This window comes from Streptomyces sp. Ag109_O5-1, assembly GCF_003814875.1.
Lineage (GTDB): Bacteria > Actinomycetota > Actinomycetes > Streptomycetales > Streptomycetaceae > Streptomyces > Streptomyces sasae.
The window spans coordinates 10598510-10618521 of the sequence record NZ_RKQF01000001.1; the positions used below are offsets into that span (position 1 = coordinate 10598510).

16 protein-coding genes and 1 riboswitch are annotated in these 20012 nt (G+C 71.4%); of the genes, 6 read left to right on the forward strand and 10 right to left on the reverse strand.

Annotation, left to right across the window (positions count from 1 at the left end; all coding sequences use genetic code 11):
* Positions 1–13: 13 nt before the first annotated feature.
* From EDD90_RS48300 to EDD90_RS48310, 3 genes are read right to left on the reverse strand one after another with little or no spacing between them, the layout of a single operon-like run.
* Positions 14–868 (reverse strand): xanthine dehydrogenase family protein subunit M, encoded by an 855-nt coding sequence (locus EDD90_RS48300; RefSeq protein ID WP_123979355.1) that lies wholly within the window; start codon positions 866–868, stop codon positions 14–16.
* The gene (locus EDD90_RS48305) at positions 865–3228 is read right to left on the reverse strand and encodes a xanthine dehydrogenase family protein molybdopterin-binding subunit (RefSeq protein ID WP_123979356.1); all 2364 of its coding nucleotides are present in this window, start codon (positions 3226–3228) and stop codon (positions 865–867) included. The genes EDD90_RS48300 and EDD90_RS48305 overlap by 4 nt, the downstream gene beginning before the upstream one ends.
* On the reverse strand, positions 3225–3743 hold the full coding sequence (locus tag EDD90_RS48310; RefSeq protein WP_123979357.1) for a (2Fe-2S)-binding protein: 519 nt from the start codon (positions 3741–3743) through the stop codon (positions 3225–3227). Before EDD90_RS48310 ends, EDD90_RS48305 begins: the two co-directional genes overlap by 4 nt.
* Before the next feature lie 264 nt (positions 3744–4007).
* Here EDD90_RS48310 and EDD90_RS48315 point away from each other — a divergent pair, with 264 nt between their 5' ends.
* On the forward strand, positions 4008–6083 hold the full coding sequence (locus tag EDD90_RS48315; protein WP_123979358.1) for a translation factor GTPase family protein: 2076 nt from the start codon (positions 4008–4010) through the stop codon (positions 6081–6083).
* A gap of 77 nt (positions 6084–6160) precedes the next feature.
* Positions 6161–8017: a cellulase family glycosylhydrolase gene (locus tag EDD90_RS48320; protein WP_123979359.1), complete on the forward strand. Its 1857-nt coding sequence runs from the start codon at positions 6161–6163 to the stop codon at positions 8015–8017.
* Between the two features lie 95 nt (positions 8018–8112).
* Here the strand turns inward: EDD90_RS48320 and EDD90_RS48325 are convergent, their stop codons facing one another.
* Positions 8113–9357, reverse strand: a complete 1245-nt coding sequence (locus EDD90_RS48325) for a YncE family protein (protein ID WP_123979360.1) — start codon at positions 9355–9357, stop codon at positions 8113–8115.
* Positions 9358–9532: 175 nt separating this feature from the next.
* Here EDD90_RS48325 and EDD90_RS48330 point away from each other — a divergent pair, with 175 nt between their 5' ends.
* Together EDD90_RS48330 and EDD90_RS48335 are read left to right on the forward strand one after the other, a co-directional pair.
* Positions 9533–10198: a TetR/AcrR family transcriptional regulator gene (locus tag EDD90_RS48330; protein ID WP_123979361.1), complete on the forward strand. Its 666-nt coding sequence runs from the start codon at positions 9533–9535 to the stop codon at positions 10196–10198.
* A 184-nt stretch (positions 10199–10382) separates the two neighbouring features.
* Complete coding sequence (locus tag EDD90_RS48335) at positions 10383–12362, forward strand: ricin-type beta-trefoil lectin domain protein (RefSeq protein ID WP_123979362.1); 1980 nt, start codon at positions 10383–10385, stop codon at positions 12360–12362.
* A gap of 129 nt (positions 12363–12491) precedes the next feature.
* Here the strand turns inward: EDD90_RS48335 and EDD90_RS48340 are convergent, their stop codons facing one another.
* Positions 12492–13340: a bifunctional 5,10-methylenetetrahydrofolate dehydrogenase/5,10-methenyltetrahydrofolate cyclohydrolase gene (locus tag EDD90_RS48340; RefSeq protein WP_123979363.1), complete on the reverse strand. Its 849-nt coding sequence runs from the start codon at positions 13338–13340 to the stop codon at positions 12492–12494.
* 25 nt (positions 13341–13365) lie between these two features.
* Positions 13366–13448: riboswitch (ZMP/ZTP riboswitch) on the reverse strand.
* 172 nt (positions 13449–13620) lie between these two features.
* Positions 13621–13989 (reverse strand): nuclear transport factor 2 family protein, encoded by a 369-nt coding sequence (locus tag EDD90_RS48345; protein WP_123979364.1) that lies wholly within the window; start codon positions 13987–13989, stop codon positions 13621–13623.
* A gap of 171 nt (positions 13990–14160) precedes the next feature.
* Here EDD90_RS48345 and EDD90_RS48350 point away from each other — a divergent pair, with 171 nt between their 5' ends.
* Positions 14161–14457, forward strand: coding sequence for a hypothetical protein (locus tag EDD90_RS48350; protein ID WP_123979365.1), 297 nt, complete (start codon positions 14161–14163; stop codon positions 14455–14457).
* A 52-nt stretch (positions 14458–14509) separates the two neighbouring features.
* Here the strand turns inward: EDD90_RS48350 and EDD90_RS48355 are convergent, their stop codons facing one another.
* Entirely contained in the window at positions 14510–16294 is a 1785-nt protein-coding gene (locus EDD90_RS48355) for an ABC transporter ATP-binding protein (protein ID WP_123982410.1), read from the reverse strand.
* Positions 16295–16397: 103 nt separating this feature from the next.
* Complete coding sequence (locus tag EDD90_RS48360; protein ID WP_123979366.1) at positions 16398–16979, reverse strand: rhodanese-like domain-containing protein; 582 nt, start codon at positions 16977–16979, stop codon at positions 16398–16400.
* A gap of 93 nt (positions 16980–17072) precedes the next feature.
* Here EDD90_RS48360 and EDD90_RS48365 point away from each other — a divergent pair, with 93 nt between their 5' ends.
* Positions 17073–17360: a metal-sensitive transcriptional regulator gene (locus EDD90_RS48365; RefSeq protein WP_123979367.1), complete on the forward strand. Its 288-nt coding sequence runs from the start codon at positions 17073–17075 to the stop codon at positions 17358–17360.
* A gap of 154 nt (positions 17361–17514) precedes the next feature.
* On the opposite strand, the gene EDD90_RS48370 is transcribed toward EDD90_RS48365, so the two are convergent.
* A complete protein-coding gene (locus EDD90_RS48370) occupies positions 17515–18264 on the reverse strand; it encodes a sulfite exporter TauE/SafE family protein (RefSeq protein ID WP_123979368.1) in 750 nt (249 codons plus the stop codon).
* Positions 18261–19928, reverse strand: coding sequence for a rhodanese-like domain-containing protein (locus tag EDD90_RS48375; protein ID WP_123979369.1), 1668 nt, complete (start codon positions 19926–19928; stop codon positions 18261–18263). The genes EDD90_RS48370 and EDD90_RS48375 overlap by 4 nt, the downstream gene beginning before the upstream one ends.
* Positions 19929–20012 lie beyond the last annotated feature (84 nt).

Consider the following 20012-nt stretch of genomic DNA (forward strand, 5'->3'; position numbering starts at 1 on the left):
GGGTGATCGGCGCTCACCCCATTCCGCCGGCCGTCAGCACCGCCCGCCGGGTCAGCACCCGTGCCAGGTGCTCCCGGTACTCGGGCGAGGCCGACAGGTCCTGGGACGGCCGGGTGCCCTCGGCCGCCGCCTCTGCCGCCCGCGCCACGGCCTCGGGGCCGTCGGCACCGGCGAGGGCCCGCTCGGCGGCCGTGGCCCGCACCGGGGTCGAACCCATGTTGGTGAGCCCGATACGCGCCTCGGCGATATGCCCGTCGGCACGCCGGACCAGCGCCGCCACGCCGACGATCGCCCAGGCCTGCGCGACCCGCTGGAACTTCTCGTAGTGGAAGCCCCAGCCCTCCGTCTTCGGGATCCGCACCTCCACCAGCAGTTCGTCGGGCGACAGGGCGGACTGGAGATAGTCCAGGAAGAACTCCCGCGCCGGGATGGTGCGTCGGCCGGCCGGGCCGACCGCGACCAGTTCGGCGTCGAGGGCGAGGGCCACGGCGGGCAGGTCTCCCGCCGGGTCGGCGTGCGCGAGGGAGCCGCCGAGGGTGCCGCGATGGCGTACGGCGGGGTCGGCGACCGTGGCCGTGGCGCCCGCCAGAAGCCCGGCGTACCGGCGCACCAACGGGTCGTGGATGACGTCGTGATGCGTGGTCAGCGCACCGATGGCGAGCGCTTCGCCGTCCTCGCGGACCCCGCGCAGCTCCGGGATCCGCCCGACGTCCACAACCAGTTCGGGGAAGGCGAGCCGCAGCCGCAGCAACGGCAGCAGGCTCTGCCCGCCGGCCAGCACCTTGGCTTCCTCGCCCGCATCGGCGAGCGCGCGCACCGCCTCGTCGACGCTCGCCGGACGGGCGTACTCGAATGCCGGGGGAATCATGCCGACGCCTCCTTCACCGCTCGCCACACCCGTTCCGGGGTGCAGGGCATCCGCACGTCCGTCACGCCCAGCGGACGCAGTGCGTCCACCACGGCGTTGACCACCGCCGGCGTCGACGCGATCGTCCCGGCCTCGCCGACGCCCTTGACGCCCATGGCGTTCGAGGACGCCGGGGTCTCCGTCCGGTCGGTGACGAAGTCCGGCAGGTCCGCCGCCGACGGCACCAGGTAGTCGGCCATGGTGCCGGAGACGAGGTTGCCCTCGTCGTCGTACACGGCCTCCTCGTAGAGCGCCTGGGCGATGCCCTGCGCGAGGCCGCCGTGCACCTGGCCCTCGACGATCATCGGGTTGACGACGCGGCCGACGTCGTCGACGCAGACGTACGACCTGATCCGCGTCCGCCCGGTCTCCGTGTCCACCTCGACCGCGCACAGGTGGGTGCCGTGCGGGTAGGAGAAGTTCTCCGGGTCGACCACGGTCTCGGCGTTGATGGACGGTTCGACGCCGTCGGGCAGGTCGTGGCTGGTGAACGCCTCGAAGGCGATCTCCTGGATGGTCCTGCGGGCCTCCGGGGAGCCCTTCACGGAGAACACGCCGTCCGTGAACTCCAGGTCCTGCTCGCTCGCCTCCAGCAGATGCGCGGCGACCTTGCGGGCCTTGGCGACCACCTTCGTCGCCGCCCGGTGCACGGCCTCGCCGCCGACCGCCAGCGACCGCGAGCCGTAGGTGTCCATGCCCTGCGGGGCGGCCCTGGTGTCGCCGTGCACCACCTCTACGTCGTCGAACGGCACCCCCAGCACGTCGGCCGCGATCTGGCTCCAGCAGGTCACATGCCCCTGCCCGTGCGGGCTGGTGCCGGTGACCACCTCGACCTTGCCGGTGGGCAGCATCCGGATGCTCGCCGCCTCCCAGCCGCCGGCCGCGTACCTGAGGTCCCGCAGCACCCGGCTGGGTGCGAGGCCGCACATCTCCGTGAAGGTCGACACGCCGATGCCGAGGCGTACGGCGTCACCGCGCTCGTTGCGCTTCTGCTGCTCGGCGCGCAGGTCGTCGTACCCGAACAGGGCGAGGGCCTTGCCGGTGGCCGCCTCGTAGTTGCCGCTGTCGTAGGTCAGCCCGGCGATGGTGGTGTACGGGAACTCCTCGTGCCGGATCCAGTTCCGGCGCCGCAACTCCACCGGGTCCAGGCCGAGTTCGGCGGCCAGCTCGTCCATGATCCGCTCGATGGCGAAGGTCGCCTCCGGGCGGCCGGCGCCGCGGTAGGCGTCGGTGGGGGTACGGGTGGTGAAGACGCCCGTGCAGGTGAAATCGTAGGCGTCCATCTTGTAGATACCCGGGTACATGAACGCGCCGAGGATCGGGATGCCCGGGGTGACCAGCATCAGATAGGCGCCCATGTCGGCGAGCAGGTCCACCTTCAGGCCGAGCAGCTTCCCCTCGCGGGTGGCGGCGATCTCGACGTCCTGGATCATGCCGCGGCCGTGGTGGGTGGCCAGATAGCCCTCGGAGCGGGACTCGGTCCACTTCACCGGGCGGCCCAGCCTGCGGGCGACCGCGAGGGCGATCGCCTCCTCGCCGTACACCTGGAGCTTGGAGCCGAAGCCGCCGCCCACGTCCGGGGCGATCACCCGGAGCTTCTGCTCGGGGATCCCGGTGACCGTGGCCAGCATGATCCGCAGGATGTGCGGGATCTGGGTCGCCGAGTAGACCGTGTACTCGCCGGAGGCGGCGATCGGCGTCACCACGACCGCGCGCGGCTCCATGGCGTTGGGGATCAGCCGCTGCTGGTGGTAGCGGCGCCTGAGCGTGACCTCGGCGCGCTGCCGTACCGAATCGAAGCTCTCGCCGGTGGCGAGCGGCCAGGTGTAGCAGCGGTTGGTGCCCTTGTCGGAGTGGACCAGCGGGGCGCCGTCGGCGAGCGCGGCCTCCAGGCCGAGGACCGGGGGCAGCGGGTCGTAGTCGACCTCGATCGCCTCCAGCGCGTCGGCGGCCGCGTACCGGTCGCGGGCGACCACGACGGCCACCGGGTCGCCGGCGTAGCGGACCTCGTCGACGGCGATGGGCGGGTGGTCCGGCAGGACGATGTCCTCGGTCACCGGCCAGGCGCAGGGCAGCGAGCCCAGCCCCTCGGCGAGGTCGGCGCCGCTGAACGCGGCGACCACACCGGGGCGTTCGAGGGCGGGGGAGACGTCGACACGGGTGATGCGGGCGTGCGCCATCGGGCTGCGCAGCACGGCCAGCTGGAGCAGTCCGGCGACCTGGATGTTGTCGGTCCAGTTGGTCTGGCCGGTGATCAGCCGGGCGTCCTCCTTGCGCAGCCGGGCGCGGCCGACCTCGTGTTCGACGGCCTGGTCGGTCATGCCGTGACCTCCTCGCCGACCTGGCGCCCGGAGGCGTCCTGCCGTCCGGGGCCGTCCTGCTGTCCGGCGGCGGCCAGCACCGCGCGGACGATGTTCTGGTAGCCGGTGCACCGGCACAGATTGCCCTCCAGGGCCTCCCGCACCTCGTCGGAGGTGGGGTGCGGGTTCTCGCGCAGCAGATCCCGTGCGGCCATGATCATGCCCGGGGTGCAGTAGCCGCACTGCAGACCGTGCCGTTCGTGGAAGGCGTGCTGGAGCGCGGTCCACTCGCCGTCCTTCGCCAGCCCCTGGACGGTGGTCACTGTGGAGCCGTCCGCCTGTACGGCGAGGACCGAGCAGCTCTTGACGGTCGTCCCGTCCAGTTCGACCGTGCACGCACCGCAGTTCGAGGTGTCGCAGCCGATCGGGGTGCCGGTCAGACCGAGACGGTCGCGAAGGTAGTGGGCCAGCAGCAGACGGGGTTCCACCTCGTCCTCGTAGGGCGTGCCGTCCACGTTCACCTTGATGTGGGTCATATGCCCTCCAGGCCGTGCGGGCGTGAATGAGGAAAACGAGGCAAAAGGGTCACCGTCGCGTGATGTAGGTCACTCTAAGACCGGGCTCTGGAGGCGGCGAGTGCTGCGGCGGCGATTTTGTTGACCATTAATCCATTGCTGTCGAGTGAGCGCCCCTGCTGCACTGCTCCCTGCCCGACGTCACACGGAGAGGACCACCGATGCGCGCTGCGTGCATGTCCACCCAGGAAGGAATCCCGCCCATGCCGAAGGACATCACGCTCAGTGCAACTGCTCAATCTCGGAATTCTCGCGCATGTCGACGCAGGTAAGACCAGTCTGACCGAACGGCTGCTGCACACGGCCGGGGTCATCGACGAGCTCGGCAGTGTCGACGACGGCAGCACCCGGACCGACACCCTCGCCCTCGAACGGCAGCGCGGGATCACCATCAAATCGGCGGTGGTGTCGTTCCCGCTCGACGGGGTGACGGTCAACCTCATCGACACCCCGGGCCACCCGGACTTTATCGCCGAGGTGGAGCGCGTCCTCGGTGTGCTCGACGGTGCCGTCCTGGTCGTGTCGGCAGTGGAAGGGGTCCAGGCGCAGACCCGTGTCCTGATGCGGACGCTGCGGCGGCTGGGTATCCCGACGCTGATCTTCGTCAACAAGATCGACCGGCGGGGCGCCCGGGACGAGGCCGTGCTCGCCCAGTTGGCCCGCAGGCTCGCCGTACCGCATGTCCCGATGGGCCGGGCCGCCGCACTCGGCACCCGGGCCGCCCGGTTCGTGCCCGGCCTCGGCCCGGCCGCGCCGGACACTCTCGCCGACCACGACGACGCGCTGCTCGCCGCCTACCTGGACGGCGGCGTCCCCGACGGCCGGCTGCGCGCCGCCCTCGCCGACCAGACCCGCCGGGCCCTGGTCCATCCGGTGTACTTCGGCTCCGCGGTCACGGGCGCCGGGGTGCCCGAGCTGATCGCGGGCATCGAGCGGCTGCTCCCGGTCGCCGACGGCGACCCGAGCGGCCCGTTCTCCGGCACGGTCTTCAAGGTGGAGCGGAGCCCGGCGGGCGAGAAGGTCGCCTATGCGCGCATCTTCTCCGGCACCCTGCGGGTACGTGAGCGGATCCCGTTCGGGAGTGGTGGAGGGGAAGGCGGCGCTGCCGGCGTCCGTGCGAGGGACGGCGTCGGCGACCGCGACGACGGGCAGGCGGGTCGGCGCCCTGTCGGCCGGCGAGTCACCGGCGGCCCGGCGGAAGGCCGGGTCACCGGGCTCGCCGTGTTCGACCGGGGCGGCGAACTCCGGCAGGACAGTGCCCGGGCCGGGCGGATCGTCAAGCTGTGGGGGCTCGGTGGTATCCGGATCGGTGATGCACTCGGACAGCCGGGACAGGCGTACCGGCACCACTTCGCGCCCCCGACCCTGGAGACCGTCGTCGTCCCCGGGTCCGGCACCGACCGGCGCTCGCTGCATGTCGCCCTCACCCAGCTCGCCGAGCAGGACCCGCTGATCGACGTCCGGCACGACGAGGTACGGCAGGAGACCTCCGTCTCCCTCTACGGCGAGGTGCAGAAGGAGGTCGTCCAGGCGACCCTCGCCGACGAGTACGGCCTCCATGTCACCTTCCGGGAGACCACCACCATCTGCGTCGAGCGGATCAGCGGTACGGGGGCCGCGGTCGAGTTCAACAAGAAGGACGGCAACCCGTTCCTGGCGACCGTCGGCCTGCGGGTGGAGCCGGCCCCGGTCGGCGCGGGCGTCGGCTTCCGGCTGGAGGTGGAGCTGGGCTCGATGCCGTACGCCTTCTTCAAGGCCGTCGAGGACACCGTGCGCGAGACCCTCGGCCAGGGGCTGCACGGCTGGCGGATCCCCGACTGCTCGGTCACCATGACCCACTCCGGCTACTCGCCCCGGCAGAGCCATGCCCACCAGGGCTTCGACAAGAGCATGTCGAGCACCGGACACGACTTCCGGGGGCTGACCCCGCTCGTGCTGGTCGAGGCGCTGCGGCGGGCCGGTACCGGGGTGTACGAGCCGATGCACCGGTTCCGGCTGGAGGCCCCGGCGGACACGCTGGGCGCGCTGCTGCCCGTGCTCGCCCGGCTCGGCGCGGTGCCGCAGCGGACCGGGACGCAGGGGCCGCTCGCCGTCCTGGAGGGCGCGGTCCCCGCGGCCCAGGTGCACGAACTGGAGCAGCGGCTCCCGGGGCTGACCCGCGGCGAGGGCGAGTTGGAGAGCGCGTTCGATCACCACGCGCCCGTGTCACGCGGTGCGGTCCCCGGTCGCGCACGCACCGACCACAATCCGCTCAACCGCAGGGAGTACCTGTTGAAGGTGACCGGTCGAGTGGCCGGCTGAGCACCAAGTGCCAGGCAGGTATTCAACTTACTCATGAGTCAGAAGTATTGACGGTATCCGGAAAGCACCTGACTGTAATGAGCATGACGAGTATCCGGGCGCGTTTGGTCGTTGTCCTGGTTGTCCTCTGTGGATTCCTCGCGGTGGCGGGCGTCCCGTCCGCCACCGCTGCCACCCCGTCCGACTCCCTCTGGTTCGACGGCACCTCCCTCACCGTGCAGAACGGCCGTTTCGTCGACGGCCAGGGCCGTGAAGTGGTGCTGCGCGGCTACAACGTCTCCGGCGAGACCAAGCTGGAGGAGAACAGCGGCCTGCCGTTCGCCTCCGTCGCCGACGCGAAGAAGTCCGCCACCGCGCTGCGCGCCCTCGGCGGCGGCAACGCGGTCCGCTTCCTGCTCTCCTGGGCGCACGCCGAACCCGTGCAGGGCCAGGTCGACACCACCTACCTGGCCGCCGTGACCGCGCAGATGCAGGCGTTCCTCGACGCCGGCATCCGCGTCTTCCCCGACTTCCACCAGGACCTGTACTCCCGCTACCTGTTCAACTCGGGCAGCTGGTACACCGGCGACGGCGCCCCCAAGTGGGCGGTGGCGCTGGGGAACTACCCGGCCGAGTCGTGCGGCATCTGCCTCTTCTGGGGCCAGAACATCACCCAGAACGCGGCTGTCCAGGACGCCCAGTACGACTTCTGGCACAACAACTACGGCCTCCAGGACTACTTCCTGGCCACCGCCCAGACCACGATGACGTACCTGGCCGGGCATCTGACGTCCGACGAGTTCGCGGGCGTCGTCGGCTTCGACCCCTACAACGAGCCCTACGCCGGCTCCTACGACTCCGGGGAGACCTCCCGCACCTGGGAGCAGAACCGGCTGTGGCCCTTCTACCAGAAGTTCCGGGCCCGGATGGACGCCGCCGGCTGGACCGGCAAGCCCGCCCTCATCGAGCCCAACCTCTACTGGAACGGCAACGTCACCAACCAGGAGGGCGGCCTGCTGGACGTGGGCACGCTCGGCTCGCGCTATGTCTTCAACACCCACTTCTACGACCAGAAGGCGATCTCCGGCATCCTGATGTGGGGCAACGCCTCCGACGGCCAGTACTCCACCGACTTCGGCACCATTCGCGACCGTGCCTCGGCCTCTGGCACCACGGCGGTCGTCAGCGAGTTCGGGCATCCACTGTCCGGCACCACCTCCGGCAAGGCGCCCACCGTCGACAAGGCCATGTACCAGGCCCTCGACTCCCGCCTCCCCGGGTCGACCTGGTGGTCCACCCCGGCGTCCTCCGGTCCGGTGCTGTCCGGCACCCAGTGGCAGTGGGACATCTACAACGGCCGGCACCACGAGCTGATGAACGACAACGCCGGCAAGGTCCTCACCTCCGGTGACGCCTGGAACGACGAGGACCTCTCGGCCGTGAACATGAACGACTCCGGTACGGTGACGCTCCGTCAGGACGCCCGGCTGCTCGACCGGATCTACCCCGGCGCCACCTCGGGCTCCACCCTCGCCTTCACCTACGAGGACCGCTCCCGGGACGGCTCCACGACCCTGACCTGGAACCCGGTGCCCAGCTCGCTGCCGAACGTGGCCGCGCTGGTCGGCTCCGGACAGTACGCCGTCCAGGTCTGGCGCTCCAGCAGCGCCACCGCACCCACCGAACTCCACCTCCCCGCCTCCTTCCCGACCGCGTCCACCACCGTCGTCTCCGACCTCGGTACGGCGTACGCACCCCCGTCGTACACCTCCTCGACCCCGGTCGGTGTGGCGGTCGAACCGGGCGGAACGGGCAGCCGCCGACTGCTGCTCACCGACTCGGACTCCGGCGTGCTGCACTTCGCGCTGGTGACCAACGGGGCGACCTCGCCCAGCTCCACCGCGCTGAACGCGGCCAAGTCCGAGCTGGCCGCCTGGGTCGCGTCGAAGTTCTGAGCGTTCTGAGTGCTCTGAGCGTTCTGGGCAACGCTTCGGCCTCCGGGGTGCCGCGCATCCCGGAGGCCGAAGTCCGTGCGGGTCCTGCCGGACCGTCAACTCGTGGACGCACCGGTCCAGTCGGCCGGTACATGGCCGAGCCGGACGCGCTGCGGGTGGTCGCCCACCGGGACCGAGAGCACCTTCTCGCCCGTCGCGAAGTCGATGGCCGTCACCTGGTCGGCGCCCGCCTCGGAGATGATGCAGTCCTTGCCGTCACCGCTCACCGTCGCCCAGTACGGGGTCGACGCGGTGATGAGCGGGCCCTCCTGGAGGGTGGCCCGGTCGACGACGGTGGCGTAGTTGTCCATCGTCCCCGCGACGCACAGCTTGGTGCCGTCCGGCTTCATCGAGATGCCGTGGTGGCGGGAGTCGAGGAGCCAGGTGGTGCGGTCCGTGCTGGTCGCCGGGTTCACCGGCAGCGTCTTCACCCGGGTGATCTTGTCGCTGGCGATGTCGTACTCCAGGAAGCCGTTGAAGAACGACACCTGGAAGTACATCTTCGACCAGTCGGGGGTGAAGGCGGCGGGCCGCACCGCGTCGGAGAAGTCGGTCAGACCGATCGCGTCCAGCCGGGAGCGCATGTCGATGGTCTTGACCTGCTTGTAGGTGGTGGCGTCGGCCACGGTGATGTGGCGGTCGCCCTTGGTCCAGTCCCAGGCCGGGTCGTCGAGCGAGGTGGTGACCTCGCCGATCGCCATGTTCCAGATGTACTTGCCGTCGGGGCTGAAGACGTTCTCGTGCGGCTTGTCACCGGTGGCGAACTCGCCCAGTTCCTTACCGGTGTTGATGTCCAGCACCTGCACCTTGTTCGCGGTGGACGCCGAGACCGCGACCTTGCTGCCGTCGGGGGAGACGGCCATGTGGTCGGCCCGGTAACCGGCCACCGGGAAACGCCAGTTGACCTTGTCGGTGGCCAGGTCGATGGAGACGACGTCCGCGAAGCTCGGCCGGGAGACCACCACGGACTTCCCGTCCGGTGTGGAGTACATGTCGTCGGCGTACTGGTCGTGGCCCTGTCCGACCTCGTTGCGGATCGACGTGTAGTAGATCCACTTGATCGGGTCGGCGTTGATCTCCGCGATCCGCGCGTCCTTGTCCGGGATCACGTTGATCTGGCCCACCTTGGCGAAGTCCCCTGAGGACTTCAGCACGGTCGCGGTGCCGTCCCAGTTGTTGCCCACGAACAGCACCTCGCGCAGCGAGGCGTCGGCGGAGTGGGCGGCGGTGGCGGGCGCGGCGACGGTCAGGGCGAGGGCGGCGGCTACGGAGCAAAGGTGCCTGGGTCTGAAGGCAGGCATGACTGCTCTCTCCTCTGATGGGGGGTGTGGGGGCGCGCGTGCAGTATCGGGTCGCGGAATCTGAACACGGGCGCGTTCAAAACGAACTTACTGAAAAGTAAGGAGGGGTGGGCCTACTCCACAAGAGGCGTACACGACAAAATTGGCCAACGGGTGGACGACGGAGGGGGCGGTCTTGGCGGGCAGGATCAAGGCACCGACGGGTCGTTACGGCGGCCGGTCCGCCGAGGAACGCAAGGCCGAGCGGCGTTTGCGCTTCCTGGAGGCGGCGCTCCGGCTCTTCGGTGACGCACCGGGATTTCGCGCTACCACCGTCGCCGCGCTCAGTCAGGCGGCGGGGCTGTCGACCCGTCAGTTCTACGAGGAGTTCCAGACCCTGGAGGATGTGCTCGCCGCGTTGCACCTGGAGGTCAACGGGTGGGCCGAGCGGGCGGTGGTGGAGGCGTTCGCCGAGGCGGAGCCGCTGCCGCTGGTCGAGCGGGTGACGGTGCTGTTCCGGGCCTACGCCCGTGACGTCACCTCCGACCCCCGCCGTATCCGTATCGCCTTCGTCGAGATCATCGGGGTCAGTCCCCGGCTGGAGGAGCAGCGGCTGGCGCGGCGGGCGCGGTGGGTGGAGCTGATATGCACCGAGGCGAACGCGGCGGTGGCGCGGGGCGATGCGGCGCCGCGTGACTACCGGCTGGCCGCGACGGCGTTCATCGGCAGCGTGAACGGGTTGCTGCACGACTGGAGCGCGGGGTGGGTGGACGCGAGCCTGGACGAGGTCGTGGAGGAACTGGTGCGGCTGTTGCTGGGGATCCTGCGGCCGGACGGGTGGACGCCGGGGGGCTCCCGGTAGTCCTTCGGGCGCGGATGCGAACGGCCGCTGGAGAAGGGCGACTTCACGCCTGTCACATCCGTTGACTTCACCCTCTGGCGGCTCTACGGTCGGCGCGCGACTTGTTCGGGACACCGACATCCGTTCGGAATGTCGAACGCGGTTGAGTCGCAACCCCTCTCGTGCACCCCCGTGGAGGAGCCGCATGTACCCCCCGCCCCGATCGACCGGCAGCAGTCTCGTACGACACCTGTGGACCGCTGCCGTACGCACGCTCGCCCTTGCCCTGACGGCCGCCGCCGCGCTCCTCTTCGCCACGCCGGGACCGGCCCGGGCGGCGACGGTCGCCCAGGTCTCGGTTCCCACCGCTCCGATGGGCTGGGCCTCCTGGAACAGCTTCGCGGCGAAGATCGACTACGACGTCGTCAAGGCGCAGGTCGACGCGTTCGTCGCGGCCGGTCTCCCGGCCGCCGGCTACAAGTACATCAACATCGACGAGGGCTGGTGGCAGGGCACCCGCGACAGCGACGGCAACATCACCGTCGACACCAGTGAGTGGCCGGGCGGCATGAGCGCCATCGCCGACTACATCCACAGCAAGGGCCTGAAGGCCGGTATCTACACCGACGCCGGCTACAACGGCTGCGGCTACTACTACCCGACCGGCCGTCCCGCCGCCGCCAACACCGGCAGCGAGGGGCACTACGCGCAGGACATGCTCCAGTTCTCCAAGTGGGGCTTCGACTTCGTGAAGGTCGACTGGTGCGGCGGCGACGCCGAGGGCCTGGACGCGGCCACCACCTACAAGTCGATCAGCTCGGCCGTCACCACGGCCGCCGCCACCACCGGCCGTCCCCTCACCCTGTCCATCTGCAACTGGGGCTACCAGAACACCTGGAACTGGGCGACCGGCCTCGGCAGCATGTGGCGGACCAGCACGGACATCTACTACTACGGCGGCACGGCGTCGCAGGCGGCGGTGCTGTCCAACTTCGACCAGACCCTGCACCCGGCGGCCCAGCACACCGGCTACTACAACGACCCGGACATGCTGACGGTCGGCATGACCGGCCTCACCGCCGCCCAGAACCGCACCCACATGGCCCTGTGGGCGATCTCCGGCGCGCCGCTCCTGGCCGGCAACGACCTCACCACGATGACCAGTGAGACCGCCGCCATCCTCAAGAACTCCGACGTCATCGCCGTCGACCAGGACGCGCGCGGGCTACAGGGCGCCAAGGTCGCCGAGGACAGCACCGGTCTGCAGGTCTACAGCAAGGTCCTCGCCGGCACCGGCAACCGCGCGGTCGTGCTGCTCAACCGCACCTCCGCCGCCGCGAACATCACCGCCCGCTGGTCCGACCTCGGCCTGACCGGTGCCTCCGCGACGGTCCGCGACCTGTGGGCCCAGTCGAACCTCGGGTCGTACAGCACCAGTTACACCGCCAGCGTCCCGGCCGGCGGCTCGGTGATGCTCAAGATCAGCGGCGGCACGGAGGCGTCGAGCACCAGCTACAGCGCCTCCTCCACCGGCAAGTACACCGGTGTGAGCGCCGCGAGCACCGGCCTGAACGTCGTCGACGTCGCCTACACCAACACCGGCTCCACCGCCGTCACCGGCACCCTCCAGGTGAACAGCCAGACCGCCACCACGGTCTCCTTCCCGCCGACCGGGTCCTCGCAGGGCACGGTCTCGGTACAGGTCGACCTGAGCAAGGGGTCGAGCAACTCGCTCACCTTCACCGGGAGTTCGCTGCCGACGCTCGGCTCGATCGCGGTCAGCCCGATCCCCGGCACCAACGGCACCCTCCTCGTGGGCGGGGCTTCCAGCCGCTGCGCCGACGTCTACAACAACACCATCACCAACGGCACCCAGGCGGAGATCTGGGACTGCAACGGCGGCCAGAACCAGGCCTGGACGTACACCTCCCGCAAGGAGTTCGTGGTGTACGGCAACAAGTGCCTGGACGCGTACAACAAGGGCACGACCAACGGCACCAAGGTCGTGATCTGGGACTGCAACAGCCAGACCAACCAGCAGTGGACCGTCAACTCCAACGGCACGATCACCAACGTCAACGCGGGTCTGTGCCTGGACGCCTACAACGCGGGCACCAGCAACGGCACCTCGCTGGTGCTGTGGACCTGCAACGGCGGGACCAACCAGCAGTGGAGCCAGAGCTGATCCGGTAGCTCCGCGGGCGCGGCCGGACACTGTCCGGCCGCGCCCGAGCGCGTCCCGGACGGAGCCGCGACGGGCCTTCGGCGGCCGAGAGTTCACATCTCGACCGAAGAGTGTCCCGCCCCCCTCGCCTCACACCCCGAGCTGCCGGGCGGCCGCGTCGACGGTCTGCTCCAGCAGCAGCGCGATGGTCATCGGACCCACGCCGCCCGGCACCGGTGTGATCAGCGAGGCGCGTTCGACGGCGGTGTCGAAGTCGACGTCGCCGACGTTCCCGTCGTTGTAGCCCGCGTCGAGCACCACCGCGCCCGGCTTGATGTCCTGCCCCCGGATCAGCCGGGCGCGGCCGACCGCCGCGACCACGATGTCCGCCTCGCGGACGACCGCCGACAGGTCCCGGGTGCGGGAGTGGCAGTAGGTCACCGTGGCGTCGCGGGCGAGCAGCAGCATGCCGGCCGGCTTGCCGAGGATCGCGCTGCGGCCGACGACCACCGCCCGCTTTCCGGCCGGGTCGACGTCGTACGCGTCCAGCAGGCGCATCATGCCGCCGGGGGTGCAGGAGACGAAGCCCGGCAGGCCGAAGCTCATCGTCGCGAACGACGCGAAGGTCACGCCGTCCACGTCCTTCTCCGGGGCGATCGCCTCGAACGCGGCCCGCTCGTCGATGTGTTCGCCGACCGGATGCTGGAGCAGGATGCCGTGCACGGCCGGGTCGGCCGACAACTCCCGCAGGGCGGCGACGAGTTCCCCGGTCGTCGTGGTGGCGGGCAGGGCCACGTGCCGGGAGGCGATGCCGGTCTTGCGGCTGCGGTTCTGCTTCATCCGGACGTAGGTGACGGAGGCGGGGTCCTCGCCGACCAGCACCGTCGCCAGACACGGCGTGACACCGGTCCGTGCGGTGAGGGCGGCGGCCCTCTCCGCGGTCTCCTCGACGATCCGGCGGGCGACTACGGTTCCGTCCATGATGCGGGCCTGGGCCATGCGGCACACTCCTGAGCTGGTTGCCCTCGATCGCCCAGGCGCACGGCATCCACGGTGCGGACCGCTCCCCGGTGGTGCTCCACCTCAGCGCCAGTCACGGCCCGCCCCCAGGGTAACCGAGCCGCTCAGCGCTTCCGGTGGCAGCGTACGGTCCGCAGGATCGACTGCAGCAGCACTACGGACGCGCGTGGACGCGCCCGGCGGCTGTGTCCCAGCGCGGCCCGCGCCGAGAAGGTCCAGGTCACTCGGGAGCTGACCTGGACCCTCGCGGTCCTTCCGACTATTCGTCGTCCCATGCCTGGATCATGATCTGCTCGGAGATCTTGCCGTCGCGCAGCGTGATCATCGACTCGGCGAGGACCCGGACGCCGTCCCCGTACTGGCAGGACTCGCTGAAGGCGGCCTTGTCGCCCTGCACGATGCACTGGTCCAGCTTGTGCGTCATGTCGCGGCTGTAGACGTCGTCCAGCATCGCGGCGATGTCCTGGCGGCCATGCAGGACCTTGGGATGGCTGGGCTGGGTGTTGCGGTCGACGATACGGATCTCCGCGTCGTCGGCGTAGAGCGCCAGAAGGCTGTTCCCGGTGTTTCCTTCTATGGCCCGGCGCAGTGTCTCGGTGTCGAAGGCGGAACCTGTCGCGGTGTCCATGGTGACCTCCTGCGGGCGCCCGCGACCCGATGCGGAGGGGTCGCGAGAACCCTCACTCCGAGCGTCCTCCGCCCCGCCGGGCTCGGCAAGCGCAGCCCGGGCGCTCCTCCTGACGGGTGAGGCGGAGCGGCCGCCCGTGTCCGGTCCGGCGCCGGGGCCGTTGCTGGAGACATGATCTCAACACGACGTATCGTCGCCGCCGTCGGCCTGGCCGTCGGGGTCACCGGCCTCGCCGCGCCGCTGGCGAACGCGGCCGGCGCGAGCCCGCAGCACACCGGGAAACTCACCGCGCTCGGCGTGCTCGACTCGCTCTCCCGCAGCGACATCCCGGCGCAGTACAAGGACGAGATCCCGAAGGTCTCGGAGCAGGTGCAGGGGCTGAACGGAGTCCACAGGCTCAGCGAACTGCACCAGATCACCGACCTGGCCGCGCCCGTCATGGGCCTGGTGCCGGGCATCGAAGCCTGACCCCGCCCGCACCGTGAGGGCCGTCCCGCAAGGGGGCGGCCCTTCGTCGTACTCAGTGCTCCGAGGCCAGGAACTGGGTCGCCGCCAGCTCCGCGTAGAGCGGGTCCGCCGCCACCAGTGCCCGGTGCGTGCCCACCGCGCGGACCCGGCCCGCGTCCATGACCACGATCCGGTCCGCCATCGTCACCGTGGAGAGCCGGTGCGCGACCACCAGCACCGTGGTCGACCGCGCCACGTCGGCGACCGTGTCCCGCAGGGCCGCCTCGTTCACCGCGTCCAGTTGCGAGGTCGCCTCGTCCAGGAGCAGCAGCCGGGGCCGGCGCAGCAACGCCCGTGCGATCGCGACCCGTTGCCGCTCCCCGCCCGACAGCTTGGTTCCGCGGTGGCCGACCAGCGTGTCCAGCCCCTGCGGCAGCCGCGCGACCAGACCGTCAAGGCGGGTCGTCTTCACCACCCGGGTCACCGCGTCCTCCTCCGCCGCCGGGTTGCCGAGCAGCAGGTTGTCCCGCAGCGAACCGGACAGCACGGGCGCGTCCTGCTCGACGTACCCGATCGCCGAACGCAGCAGGGACAGGTCCCAGTCGGCGAGCGGACGGCCGTCGAGGGTGATGGCGCCGGACTCGGGGTCGTAGAACCGCTCGATCAGCGAGAAGACGGTGGTCTTGCCGGCGCCGGAGGGGCCGACGAACGCCGTCATGCCCCGCGCGGGGACCGCGAAGCTGACCCCGTGGTGGACGTACGGCAGGTCGTCGGCGTAGCGGAAGCGTACGTCGGTGAAGGCGAGGGCGGCCGGTTCGGCGCCGGCCGACGGCAACTCGACGGGTTCCGCCGGGGGTTCGGCGGGCAACTGCAGCGCCTCCTGGATCCGGGCCAGCGCGCCGGCACCCGTCTGGTACTGCGTGACCGCGCCGACGACCTGCTGGATCGGCGACATCAGATAGAAGACGTAGAGCAGGAACGCCACCAGCGTGCCCACCCCGATCGCGCCGGTCGCCACCCGCGCCCCGCCCACCGCGAGCACCGTGATGAACGCCAACTGCATCGCGAGCCCTGCCGTGTTGCCCGCCGCGGCCGACCACTTGGCGGCGCGTACGCTCTGCCGCCAGGACTCCTCGGCGGCCGCGTGCAGCGCGAGCTCCTCCCGGTGCTCGGCGCCCGACGCCTTCACGGTCCGCAGCGCGCCCAGGACCCGCTCCAGCGAGGCACCCATCACCCCGACCGCGTCCTGCGCCCGGCGGCTGGCCCGGTTGATGCGCGGCACGATCGTGCCCAGCACCGTGCCCGCCGCGGCGATCACCGCGAGCGTGACGCCGAGCAGTACCGGATCGACCACCCCCATCATCACCACCGTGGCGACCAGAGTGAGTCCGCCGGTGCCGAGCGCGACCAGCGAGTCCGTGGTGACCTCGCGCAACAGGGTGGTGTCCGAGGTGATCCGGGCCATCAGGTCACCGGGCTCGGTCCGGTCCACGGCGGCGATCCGCAGCCGCAGCAGATACGACGACAGGGTCCGCCGCGCCCCGAGCACCACCGACTCGGCGGTGCGCCGCAGCACGTACGAACCCAGCGCGCCCAACCCGGCGTTGCCGACCACCAGCCCCGCCATGGCGAGCAACTTCCCGGTGATGGAACGGCCATGGGACAGGTCTTCGATCAACCCCCGTGCCACCAGCGGCAGCAGCAGTCCGGTCGCACCCGTCAGCAGTGAGAGCAACGCGCCGGTCAGCAGGGCCCAGCGGTGCGGCCGTACATAGGAGAGGAGCAGCCGGAAGACGGACGGACCGGTCCGCTCGCTCGTGTCTCCCGGGTCTTCCGGGTCTCCCGTGTCTCTCGTCACTTTCGTCGCCGGAACTGCGTCTGCGGTGGTCACGGTGCTCCTCGTCCGGGAGGTGGGCGGCGCCCCCCAGGCTACGACGGCCGCTCCCGGGTCCGGGGCCCGCTCATCTACGGGCGGAACCGATCTGCGCGAGGGTCGCGTCGAGGTCGGCGGGGCGGGGCCGATTGTGGGGCAGCTTCGACAGGACCGCGGCCATCCCGCAGGTGTCGGTGAGCGCCGAGAAGACCAGGCCGCCCGCGACCCCCGCCGACAGCAACAGCCAGGCCGGGTGCAGCTGCCCGAGGGCGAGGCCGGCCAGGACGGCCGAGCCGGCGGTGAGGCGGACCTGGCGCTCCATGGCCCATGTCGCACGGGACCCGCCCCGCGGGCGGTGCAGTGCGTGACCGCGCTCGGCCCAGCCGCGGGTGCCGCCGGTGAGGGTGGCCGCCGGGATGCCGTGCTCGGCGAGGACCGCCCGGGCGTTCTCGGCACGGGCGCCGGAGGCACACACCAGGAGCAGCTCGCCGTCGGCGGCGCGGAGCGCGGGCAGGGCCCGGCGCAGGGCGTCCAGGGGAATGTTGTGGGCGCCCTGCACATGGCCGGAGGCGTACTCGCCCGGCGTGCGGACATCGACGACGGTCAGCTCGGGCAGGCGGGTGAGGGCCTGGTCGGGGGTGAGATCGGGGTTCGGGGGAGTGGTGGGCATCGCGGGTGCGATCCTTCCTTGTGGTGATGAGTGACGGGGTTGCCCGAGGGGCGGGTAAAATACCCCTACGGGTATGTAAGGAGTGGTGTGGTCGTGGAGCTTCAGTTCGAGGGCGATGAACTCAAGTCGGTCCTGAACCGGCTGCGCCGGGCGCAGGGGCAGATCTCCGGAGTGATCAAGATGATCGAGGAGGGCCGTGACTGCGAGGACGTGGTCACCCAGCTCGCCGCCGCCTCGCGCGCCCTGGACCGGGCGGGCTTCGCGATCATCGCGACCGGGCTCCAGCAGTGCATCATCGACCCCGCCCGGAACGGGGCGGACGGCGAGACGACCGAGCAGATGAAGGCCCGGCTGGAGAAGCTGTTCCTCTCGCTGGCCTGAGCGCTCTGTTGGCAGTACCGCGATGTGCCGTCTGCCGTCTGCCGTCTGCCGTCTGCCGTCTGCGGCGCCGTCGTGGCTGGTCGCGCGGTTCCTCCCCCAGCCTTCGGCCGGGGGTACCCCCAGCGCCCCTCCGGGGGCGCTGTCGCTTGGCGCGTCAGGCGACCGCGTCGGCCAGCATGAACGCGGCGACCGCGAGCAGCGCGTACGCGAAGACGCGCTGGAGGGTGCCGGCGGACAGCCGGGCGGCGAGCCGCTTGCCGTCCCAGGCGCCGAGGATCGCGGTCGCGGCGAACGGACCCACGGCCGACCAGTCGACGTCCGCCGCCGAACCGGAGCGAGCCGCGAGCGCGGTGAGCGAGTTGATGGTGATGACCAGCAGGCTGGTGCCGATCGCCATGCGCATCCGCAGTCCCACGACGTTCACCAGGGACGGTACGGCGAGAAACCCGCCGCCCACCCCGAGCACCCCGGTCACCGCGCCGAGACCGGCGCCCGCCCCGGCCACCCGGGAGGCCCGGACCGGTACCGGCCCGCCGGACCGGGCGGCCGACGGCCGCAGCATCCGCAGCGCCGCCACGGCCGCGAGCACCGCGAACGCCCCGGTCAGTGACGCGGCCGGCAGGTGCCGTGAGACCAGTCCGCCGAGCGCGGCGGGTACGATCCCGGCCGCCGCGAACACCGCACCCGCCCGCCACCGCACGGTGCCCGCACGAGCGTGCGCGACGAGCGCGGTGGCCGAGGTGACGGTGACGACGACGAGGCTCGCGGTGGTGGCCGCGGCCGGGGTGAAGCCGAGCAGATAGATCAACGCGGGTACGGCCAGCACACTGCCGCCGCCGCCCAGGGCCCCGAGCGCCAAGCCGGTGACCGCCCCGGCGCCGAGGGCGAGAAGAAGCGCGGTCATTCGGGGGTGCCCTCGACGCTCACCGCGAGTCCCGCCGCACTCCAGGCGCCCATGCCCCCGACGACGTCCACCGCGTCCAGGCCCCGGGCCGTGAGCAGCGCCGCCGCCTGACGGGACCGCCTGCCCGAGCGGCAGATCACGACGATGGGACGGTCCTCGGCGACGGGCGGGAGCGGCGCCCCGGCCGTCAGCGCGGACAGCGGGGTGTGCAGGGCCTGAGGCGCGTGCCCGGCCGCCCAGTCGGCGGCCTCGCGGACGTCCAGCAGGACGGCACCCGCGTCGGTGCGCTCCTGCGCCTCGGCCGGGGTGAGCCGGGCCATCGGCAGCCCGGCCTCGCGGGCCGCGCCGAACCCGTCGTCGACGGCGACCACGTCCCGCCCGGTCGCGTCGAGGAGCGACGCGGCGACCGCGGCCCGCATCCCGCCCGCGCAGTGCACCCACACCGTGCCGCCGGGTATCTCGCCCAGCCGCTCCCGCAGCTGGTGCAGGGGTATGTGGAGGGAGCCGCGGATGTGGTCGCCGGCCCGCTCGGAGTCCCGGCGCACGTCCAGGACGACGACCCCGTCCGTCCCGTGCGCGGCCAGCTCCGTGAACGTGGCCCGGGGGAAGGTGCGCGGGGCTTCCCCCGGCCGGAGCCAGGCCCCGGGTGCGCCGGTGGCGGCCGCGGCCGGGCGGTCGATGCCGACGCGGGCCAGTTCCCGCTGGGCGGCGGCGAGTTGGGCCGCCGACTCGGCGAGGAGGCTCACCGGTCTGCCCCAGGGCAGCAGCCAGGCCAGATAGGTGGCGAGCTGCCCCTCGGCCTCGAAGTTGAACGTCCCGGACACATGCCCCTCGGCGAACGCCACCCGGTTGCGCAGGTCCACGACCCACTCCCCGGCGGCCAGCCGCGCCGCGATCTCCTCGGCATCCGCCGGGCGCGGCGGGGTGAGGTCCACGGGGGCGGGTCCCCTGGAGTTCAGCGGAGCCATGTGCGCGTAGTACGCCGGTATGTCGTCGAGCCCGGCCAGCAGCTCGGCCACGAACGTGTCGACGTCCTTGACCAGTGCCTCGTTGACCGCACGCTCCCGGCCGATGGTGGTCGCGGTGCCCGACGCGTCTCCGGCCGAGCAGAAGCTGCCGAAACCGTGCGTCGGCAGCACCGCCGTCTCCTCCGGCAGCTCGGCGGCCAGCCGGTGCGCCGAGGCGTGCTGCGCCCGGGCCAGCTCGCCGGTCAGCCGGGGCTCCACCAGGTCGGGCCTGCCGACCGTACCGATCAGCAGCGAGCCGCCGGTGAAGACGGCCGTCGCCCGGCCGTTCTCCTCCAGGACGTACGACGTGTGGTGCGGGGTGTGCCCGGGGGTGGCCAGCGCCCGCAGCGCCAGGCCCTCCTCGATCTCCAGTACGTCCCCGTCGGCCACCGCCGTGCGCTCGTACGCCACCCGCGCCCCGGTCGGCACCAGGTACGAGGCCCCGGTCAGGCGGGCCAGCTCCAGCCCGCCGGAGACGTAGTCGTTGTGCACATGCGTCTCGACGACATGGGTGAGCCGCACTCCGCGCCGGGCGGCGGCCTCGATCACCCGGTCGATGTCCCTGGGCGGATCGACCACGACGGCGCTGTGCACCCCGCCCGCCAGATAACCCCGGTTGCCCAGTCCGGGCACTTCGACGGTGTCGACGAAGGACACGGCGGCACTCCTCTCTCGAACCCCGGCTCGGATTACCCCCGGGGGTATGTTCACCACCGTAGCAGAGGTACCCCTGGGGGTATC

What these genes read in the sequence shown, in the direction of transcription:
- EDD90_RS48340 (WP_123979363.1), bottom strand. Translation starts at nt 13,340, where the DNA reads ATGGCCCAGGCCCGCATCATGGACGGAACCGTAGTCGCCCGCCGGATC.
- EDD90_RS48320 (WP_123979359.1), top strand. Translation starts at nt 6,161, where the DNA reads ATGAGCATGACGAGTATCCGGGCGCGTTTGGTCGTTGTCCTGGTTGTC.
- EDD90_RS48305 (WP_123979356.1), bottom strand. Translation starts at nt 3,228, where the DNA reads ATGACCGACCAGGCCGTCGAACACGAGGTCGGCCGCGCCCGGCTGCGC.
- EDD90_RS48370 (WP_123979368.1), bottom strand. Translation starts at nt 18,264, where the DNA reads ATGACCGCGCTTCTTCTCGCCCTCGGCGCCGGGGCGGTCACCGGCTTG.
- EDD90_RS48335 (WP_123979362.1), top strand. Translation starts at nt 10,383, where the DNA reads ATGTACCCCCCGCCCCGATCGACCGGCAGCAGTCTCGTACGACACCTG.
- EDD90_RS48360 (WP_123979366.1), bottom strand. Translation starts at nt 16,979, where the DNA reads ATGCCCACCACTCCCCCGAACCCCGATCTCACCCCCGACCAGGCCCTC.
- EDD90_RS48345 (WP_123979364.1), bottom strand. Translation starts at nt 13,989, where the DNA reads ATGGACACCGCGACAGGTTCCGCCTTCGACACCGAGACACTGCGCCGG.
- EDD90_RS48310 (WP_123979357.1), bottom strand. Translation starts at nt 3,743, where the DNA reads ATGACCCACATCAAGGTGAACGTGGACGGCACGCCCTACGAGGACGAG.
- EDD90_RS48325 (WP_123979360.1), bottom strand. Translation starts at nt 9,357, where the DNA reads ATGCCTGCCTTCAGACCCAGGCACCTTTGCTCCGTAGCCGCCGCCCTC.
- EDD90_RS48300 (WP_123979355.1), bottom strand. Translation starts at nt 868, where the DNA reads ATGATTCCCCCGGCATTCGAGTACGCCCGTCCGGCGAGCGTCGACGAG.
- EDD90_RS48350 (WP_123979365.1), top strand. Translation starts at nt 14,161, where the DNA reads ATGATCTCAACACGACGTATCGTCGCCGCCGTCGGCCTGGCCGTCGGG.